At 72.1% G+C, this 7,374-nt stretch carries 7 protein-coding genes; 2 read left to right on the plus strand and 5 right to left on the minus strand.

Annotation, left to right across the window (positions count from 1 at the left end):
* The 3 genes from QR77_RS49120 to QR77_RS26260 all read right to left on the minus strand — a co-directional run.
* The coding region (locus tag QR77_RS49120; RefSeq protein WP_040024542.1) for an ATP-binding protein at window positions 1–1,468 on the minus strand (1,468 nt) is incomplete at its 3' end.
* A 193-nt stretch (window positions 1,469–1,661) separates the two neighbouring features.
* A complete protein-coding gene (locus QR77_RS26255; RefSeq protein ID WP_052489073.1) occupies window positions 1,662–2,060 on the minus strand; it encodes a hypothetical protein in 399 nt (132 codons plus the stop codon).
* Between the two features lie 268 nt (window positions 2,061–2,328).
* Complete coding sequence (locus QR77_RS26260) at window positions 2,329–3,780, minus strand: aldehyde dehydrogenase (protein WP_040024543.1); 1,452 nt, start codon at window positions 3,778–3,780, stop codon at window positions 2,329–2,331.
* Between the two features lie 174 nt (window positions 3,781–3,954).
* On the opposite strand from QR77_RS26260, the gene QR77_RS26265 reads away from it, so the two are divergent.
* Window positions 3,955–4,632 carry a TetR family transcriptional regulator gene (locus tag QR77_RS26265; RefSeq protein ID WP_040024544.1) on the plus strand — a complete coding sequence of 226 codons (678 nt, stop codon included), beginning with the start codon at window positions 3,955–3,957 and terminating at the stop codon, window positions 4,630–4,632.
* Between the two features lie 12 nt (window positions 4,633–4,644).
* Here QR77_RS26265 and QR77_RS26270 read toward each other — a convergent pair whose 3' ends face one another.
* A complete protein-coding gene (locus tag QR77_RS26270) occupies window positions 4,645–5,478 on the minus strand; it encodes a class I SAM-dependent methyltransferase (RefSeq protein WP_040024545.1) in 834 nt (277 codons plus the stop codon).
* Between the two features lie 181 nt (window positions 5,479–5,659).
* Between QR77_RS26270 and QR77_RS49125 the strand changes: the two genes are divergently transcribed.
* Window positions 5,660–5,752: a thioredoxin domain-containing protein gene (locus QR77_RS49125; protein WP_236710821.1), complete on the plus strand. Its 93-nt coding sequence runs from the start codon at window positions 5,660–5,662 to the stop codon at window positions 5,750–5,752.
* A gap of 139 nt (window positions 5,753–5,891) precedes the next feature.
* Here the strand turns inward: QR77_RS49125 and QR77_RS46930 are convergent.
* A partial coding sequence (locus tag QR77_RS46930) for a LuxR C-terminal-related transcriptional regulator (RefSeq protein WP_236710823.1) occupies window positions 5,892–7,374 on the minus strand: 1,483 nt, incomplete at its 5' end.

Consider the following 7,374-nt stretch of genomic DNA (forward strand, 5'->3'; position numbering starts at 1 on the left):
CCGCCGAACCGAGCGAGGCGCGGCCGGCGAGCGCGAGGCGGCGCAGCAGCCTGCGGGCCTGCTCGCCCTGGTCGGTGTAGCGCAGCCACAGGGCGCGCTCGATCGCGTCGACCGCCCCGTACTCCGAGAGGGCTTCGGCCAGTTGGAGCGCCGTACGGGGGCCGAGCGTCGACCCCGCGATCCGCAGCGCCATCGGCAGCCCGCCGCACAGCTCGGTCACACGGTCGGCCGACTGGGCGTCGTAAGGCCCCTCGCCGGACGATTCGGCCGACGCCCGCAGCAACTCCTCGGAGCCGGCGGCGTCCAGCGCCTCGACGGGCAGTTGGTGCACCCAGGCAGGGACGTCGTCCCCCAGCTCGACCGGCTGACGTGCCGTCACCAGGACGAGGCTGTCGGAGCGTTCGGGGATGAGGGTGCGGATCTGCTCGGCGTCGGAGGCGTCGTCCAGGACGACGGTGACGGGCAGGCCGGTCAGGTGGTGCCCGTACAGCTCGGTCAGCCGCCGCAACTGCTGCTCGGGGGAGGAGCGTTCACGGAACAGCAGTTGCTCGCGCGGCGCGCCCAGGCGGTTCAGCAGATGCAGGAGGGCGTCCCTGGTGGGGAGCGGGGCCTCGCCGGGTCCGCCGCCGCGCAGGTCGACCACGCAGGCGCCCCGGAACTGGTCCTTGAGCTGGTGGGCCGCCCGTACGGCCAGTGTCGTACGCCCGGAGCCCGGCTCGCCGTACAGCACCACCACCGTCGGCCTGGTCTCCGTCGAGGCGCGCGCGGCGTGCACCCACTGCGCGATCTGCGCCAGCTCGGCCCTGCGCCCCGCGAACGGTCCCTCGGGCTGCGGGAGCTGGCCGAACGACTGCGCGAGCACACTGCGCCCGCGCGCCGCGGCGCTGCGGTTGCCGCCCCTGAGCTGCGGGGCGGTCGGGGACTTCTTGGTGGTGCGCTTGGTCTCGTGCGCCAGCACCCGCTGCTGGTCGAGGTACGGGCGGATGCCCCGTACCTCCAGCGCCGTCAGCCACTGGAGCCGCAACTGCTCGGCGCCGCCCGGCTGTCCGGCGGCGGCGGCGCTGCGGTGCGCGGCCGGCCAGTGGGAGGCGCCGACCTTGGCGAAGGTCGTGGCGGCTCCGACGACGGCGACAACACCCCCGGCGCCGAGTGCCGTTCCGGCCGAGGTGCCCAGCGCGACATCGGCGCCGAAGGCGGCGACGGCGGCAACCGCAGCGACCAGCACCGGAGTTCCCAGGGACTTCCGGCTGAACCGCTCCGACAGCGGGACCTGGCCGGCCCGCGCGGCGTCGAGCGCCTGCACATAGGCGGCGTACTCCTCCTGGACCCCGGCGGTCAGGGTGTCGAGGGCGGCGCGCCCCCGGGCGAGCAGGATGTTCCCGTCGGTTCTGCCACCGGAGCGCCGGACCTCTTCCTCGACGGCGCGTATCAACAGCCTCTCGGCTTCGGCCCGGTGGCTCTCCCGCATGGTTCCCCGCGTGGTCTCCCGCATCAGCGTCCCCCTCCGACGGCTACGGATACTGGGAGCAATTGTCCTGCGTACGGCGAGTGAGCGCGAGGGAGCGCGGCGGTCCGGAGGCTCTGAACTTGCTCAAGTCCCGGGCTCGGATCCCGTGGCACAAGTTCCCTGGCTCAGGTCCTGGCTCAAGCCACCTGGTGGCTCAACTCCCCGTGCAGCCTTGCTTCTCCATCGCCTTCGGGAAGTAGGAACGCAGGAACGCGGCCAGGGCGTCCCGCCGTTCGGGCGTCTTCTCCGGAAGGCTCTCCTGAAGCTCAAGCTGAACCAGCGCCACGAACTTGCGCTGCTCTCCCTTGTAGGTGCAGCGGGCTACGGCCAACGCCCCCTTGTCGGCGAGCCTCCCTTCGTCACCGATCGCGACAGGGGCGGGGTTCCCCATACGCAACAGTCCCCGTTCGTCGACCTTGACCGGGTCGGTGTCGCTGGGAATGACATCTCCCGCGATATAGACAACGTCCTTCCTGTCCACCACCAGACGACAGCGCGGGCTCTCCGGTCCGGCGTCGGACGCCTGCTGGGTGAGCTTCTTACCGTCCGGCAAGAAAGGGGGACAGCAGATCGGAGCCGACGCTCACACCGCAGGCGTTGTCCGGAATCCCGTAGTCACGTCCGGCCGTACATCTGTCCCTGCGAAAAGGAGCATGGCCGCCGCGGCGACGGCGGTTCCGCCACATCGCCGAAATATCCCGCTCTGTGTCATGGATCGAGCTGGCATATCTGATTCGTCCCCCGTCAGACCCGAAGGGCCCGGCCGATACGTGGCTTCTCCTCGTCCAGGTGGATGGTAGGGGGAGGGGCGAGCACCCCGTTCACAGGCTGATCGACTGGTATTCGGTGTAGTGCGCGAGGCCCACCGGTCCGTTCTCCCTGCCGACTCCGCTGGACTTGAATCCGCCGAAGGGCGCGGTCGCCGCGCGCGGTGCGCCATTGACGTGGACGGTGCCGGTACGGAGCTGCCGGGCGACCGCCAGGCCGTGTTCGGGGTCGGCCGTCCATACGCCGCCGCTGAGCCCGTACTCCGAGTCGTTGGCGATCCGGATCGCGTCGGCCTCGTCGTCGAAGGGGATGACGACCACCACCGGGCCGAAGATCTCCTCCTGGGCGATCCGCATGCCGTTGTCGACGTCCGCGAAGAGGGTCGGCCGTACGTAGTAACCCTTCTCCCCGCCGGGGACCTCCGGCACCCCGGGACCGCCCAGGACGAGGCGTGCCCCTTCGGCGATGCCGGTGTCGATGTAGGAGTGGACACGTTCCTGCTGGGCCGCCTTGGACAGGGGGCCGATATAGGTGGCCGGGTCGGCCGGGTCCCCGACGGGGAGGTCCGCCATCATCGCCGCCATCGCGGCGACGATCTCGTCGTAACGGGCGCGCGGGGCCAGCACCCGGGTATGACCGACACATGCTTCGCCGTTGTTGGCGAGGGAGTACCACTTCAGTGCGGGGACGACGGTGTCCAGGTCGGCGTCGGCGAGGATGATCGCCGCCGATTTGCCGCCCAGCTCCATGCTGAGCCGCTTGAACTGCCGGCCGGCGATCGAGGCGATCGTGGCGCCGGCGCGGGTCGACCCGGTGAACGTGATCTTGTCGACGCCGGGGTGGCTGACCAGGTACTCGCTGACCTCACGCTCTGCGGGCAGGACGCTGACCACGCCCTCGGGAAAACCGGCCTCGGCGAAGATCTCGGCCAGCACCATGCCGTCGAGGGCGGTCTCCGGCGACGTCTTGAGGATGACGGGGCAGCCGGCGAGCAGCGCGGGGATCATCTTGGACAGCGCCGACTGGTGCGGAGCGTTCCAGGGGATGACCGCGACCACGACGCCTACGGGCGCGCGGCGCACGACCGTACGGTGGCCGCCGGAGTCCGGGAGGGTGGACTCCCAGTCGGACTCCCAGTCGAAAGCGGCGGCGGCGTCGATGAAGTCCTGGGTCCTGGCGGCCAGCGTGCCCTGGAGCATGCGGGTGAAGCTGATCGTCGTACCGTTCTCGGCCGTGATCAGCTCGGCGATCTCGTCGGCGCGCGCGGCGTGCAACTCGTTGAACCGCGCCACGATCCGCTGCCGCTCCGCCGGGTCCGTCAGCGGCCACGGCCCGTGGTCGAAGGCCGCCCGGGCGGCGGCGACGGCTCGGTCCATATCGGCGCTGGTGGCCTCGGGGACCGTACCGACGGGGGCCCGGTCGTGCGGGGAGCGGACCTCGAAGACATCGGGCCCGGCGGGCTCGGTCCAGCGACCGCCTATGAACAGCTTGTCGTACGTCAGCATGGCGACTCTCCGTTTCCGGTCTTCGTTCTCCCGGCTCTCTGTGCTCTCTACGCGCAGAGAGCCGGGCGAGATTAAGAGAACGCCGTTTTCTTAAGTTCGACGATAACAGAACGCCGCTCTGTTATCGAGTGCGGCCGTTACCCTGGCAGGACAGGAGGAGAAGGAGGGAATCGCGTGACGGAGACGACGGCCGAGGGCTTTGTACGGGCGCGGAGGCCCGAGCAGCGGGAGGTGCGCCGGCAGGCGATCCTCGACGCGGCCGAGGCGCTGCTCGGCGAGCTGCCGATGGCCGACATCAGCCTGCGCGAACTGAGCCGCAGGGCCGGCCTCGCCACGTCCAACGTGCTCCGCTACTTCGAGTCACGCGAGGCGGTCTTCCTCGAACTGCTGGCCCGCGAGCGCGGGTTGTGGCTGGACGCGCTGCCGTCCGAGCTGCCGCCCAGGCCGCAGGGGGCGGAGTCCGCCACGTACTCCGTCGACGTCTTCGCGCGGGCCTATGCCGACTCGATCGCCCGCAGGCCGCTGCTGTGCGAGATGGCGAGCGCGATGTCGAGCGTGCTGGAGCGCAATGTGTCGGTGGAGGTCGTACGCCTCTTCAAACGCGCCGCGCTAGCCGACAACCGCCGCCTGGCCGCCATCCTCGCCGACCGTGTCCCCGGCCTGGGCGAAGCGGCGGCCCTGGAACTGGCCTCGACGGTAACCGTACTGGTCAGCGGCCTCTGGCCACTGGCCAACCCGGGCCCCGCCGTGATCGAGGCGATCGAGGACGAGGACCTGCACGCGGCCCATGTCGACTTCGCGGGGCGCCTGAGCCGGATGACCGCACTGCTGACGGATTCGCTGCGACGGTGATGCGGCCGGGTCCTAGGGTACGAGTCCGTCCACCGCCGGCCGCCTGCCGACCACGAGGAGGTGCGAGCTGGCGGCGAGCAACTCGGGGTAGGGCTCGGCCATGCGTGCCGCCGCCAGGGCGGATTCGAAGAGGGACGTGCCGACGACGGACTCTCCGGTGTGCTGCTCGGTGGCTTTCAGGAGCGCCCAGGTGGGCCCCTCGACGCCAAAGAGGGCGGTGTCACCAAAACCGGCCTCCTCGACCTCGCTCCGCAGTTCTTCGCCACGGTGGAAGTACGCGGCGGTGAAGGCCTTCTTCCCGTCGTGCACCGCCGTGGCCAGGATCTTGCCGACCGACGCCTGGAATCGCGGATCGTCGAGGTGCGCGAAGGCGGTGTGCTCGAACAGGGACGCGTACCGGTTGATGCCCGCGGCGGCGACCAGCCCACCGGGCCTGACGACCCGACAGGCCTCGGTCAGGGCCCGATGACGGTCCGCCCGATCGAGCAGGTGGTAGAGCGGCCCGAGCAGCAGGACCACGTCGTACGAGGAGTCCCGCGCGGTCAGCGCGCGGGCGTCACCCAGCTCGACGGTGCAGCCCGTCTCCTTGGCGGCTTCCACATGGCGCGGGATGGGATCGACGAGATGCACGCCGTACCCGTCGGCGACCAGCCACTCGGCGTGCGCCCCGGGACCGCCGCCCACGTCGAGAACGCGAGCGGGAGCGGCCGGCAGGTAGCGCCGCAGCAACTCCTGCGTACGCAGCTTCTCAAGCCGCCCATCGGCCGAAACGCTCAGCCGGTCCCCCTCATTGATGGTCTCCCCGTAGAACCGCGTGATCTCCGGTGCCAGCTCATGTGTGGGCATGGCAGCATTCTGGTCGCTGACCGCACCCCGCCTCACCCGAATCGGGCCAGGGCCCGGAGGACTTCACCATCTCCCGGAACGACGACTCCCGGGAGGGCCGTCGGCGGTGCGTGCGCGGCTGGCGGCGCGCCCGGTTGTGGGGCTCGGGGCTGGTCCGGTGGGGGCTCGGGCAGGAGGGGGGATGGCGAACCGACTGGCCCATGAGACCTCCCCGTACCTGCTCCAGCGCGCCGACAACCCCGGCAACACCGGCGCATCCCGCCGTCGCGCCTGAGGGCTTGGGTCCTGGAGCAGCCGGTGGCTTCGCCGAAGTGGGCGCCCGAGCAGTACGCCGGCATCAGGCGGCGCATTGAGGACGACACTCCGCCTCGGGAAGCGGGCCGTAAGCACCGCGCTTCAGCCGCCGGCCACAATCAGCTCAGCCGGCCCCGGTCGAGGTAGCGGACAAGTTCGGTGCGGGAGCGGATGCCCAGGGTGGCGAAGACGTTGCGCAGGTGGTGGTCGACGGTGCGGGGGCTCAGGGACAGGCGCAGCGCCACCTCGCGGTTGGTGGCGCCCTCCGCCACGCAGCGGGCGATCCGCTGTTGTTGGGGGGTGAGGGTGCCGAACGGGCCCGTTCTGCGCGGGTGGTCGTCGTTCGGGTCGGCCACCGTCTCGCCGGCGGCGCGCAGTTCGCCGCGTACCCGTCCCGACCAGAGGTCCGCGCCGCAGCGTTCGAAGGCGATGAGGGCGTCCCGCAGGGGGCCTCTGGCCTCGCGGGTCCTGCGACGGCGCCGGAGCCAGTGGCCGTGGAGCAGGAGGGTACGGGCGCGTTCGAAGTCGCCCGTCGCGTGTTCGTGCCGGCGCAGCGCCTCCTCGTACCACTGCGCGGCCTGGGCGGCGGGGGCCAGCAGGGCTCGGCACCGCGCGAGTTGGGCGGGTGCCTGCGGGTCGGCGGTGTGGGCCGCCCAGAAGGCGAACTCCTCGACGGCGGTACGGGCGTACGAGTCCGCGCCCTGCCCTGCCAGTACCGCGGCCTCGATGTAACAGGGCACGGCCGGCATCCGGACGGCGAAGTGCCCGCCCCGGGGGCAGGGCCCCACCAGCGGGGCCAGGCGGGCGGCGGCCTCCGCGCTCCGGCCGTCGGCCAGGGCCGCGCGGGCCACGGCCCAGTCGGCGAGCGAGGCAGCCTGGGTGAGCCCGTGGGGTACCGCGTCGGCCAGTGCCGCCCGGGCGTGGGTCGCGCAGAGTGCGGCGTCGCCCTCGACGGACGCGGCGAGGGCCAGCACGGCGTGCAGATGGGCCTTGGCGTTGCGCTGTCCGAGCCGTCCCGCCACGGCGAGTCCCTCCCGCGCGTGGACCCGCGCCCGGGCGTGGCGCCCGGCGCGCAACTCACCGTAGGCGAGGTGTTCCAGCGCCTGCGGCAGCAGGGCGTCGGCCCCTCGGGCGCGTACCAGGGCCAGGGCTTTGGCTCCTGTCCGGCAGGCGGTGTCGACCTCGCCCAGCACCAGGGCGACGACCCCGGCCCGCAACAGCCCCGCGGGTCCGGCGGAAACCCCGGGCTCCATGGGCCCCGCGGGCTCAGCCGGCTCCGCGGGACGCTCGGGCACACCGGGGTCCCCCGGGCCCGCGGCCGTCTTGGGGCGGATGCGCGGTCGTGTGGCGGGCCGTGTCCCGGCGGTGAAGCCCTCGCCCGTCCCCTCGGCGATGCCCTCGCCGGTCCTGTCCCGGCTCCGCGGGTCGGTCAGCGGGGTGCCCTCGGCGCCCGGCTCCGGCCCGGTCCGGGTGCCGCAGTCGCCCGAGCCGTTGTCATCAGCTCCGCCCCGCCCCCGTCCGACCATCCGACCGGTCATCGAGCGACGGCTCGGAACGCGGTCCCGGGCGCCGGTCCGTACCCTGAGCTCCGCGCCCCCGGCA

It is taken from the genome of Streptomyces sp. 150FB, from assembly GCF_000818195.1.
GTDB lineage: Bacteria > Actinomycetota > Actinomycetes > Streptomycetales > Streptomycetaceae > Streptomyces.

What these genes read in the sequence shown, in the direction of transcription:
- QR77_RS26260 (WP_040024543.1), bottom strand. Translation starts at nt 3,780, where the DNA reads ATGCTGACGTACGACAAGCTGTTCATAGGCGGTCGCTGGACCGAGCCC.
- QR77_RS49125 (WP_236710821.1), top strand. Translation starts at nt 5,660, where the DNA reads ATGGCGAACCGACTGGCCCATGAGACCTCCCCGTACCTGCTCCAGCGC.
- QR77_RS26270 (WP_040024545.1), bottom strand. Translation starts at nt 5,478, where the DNA reads ATGCCCACACATGAGCTGGCACCGGAGATCACGCGGTTCTACGGGGAG.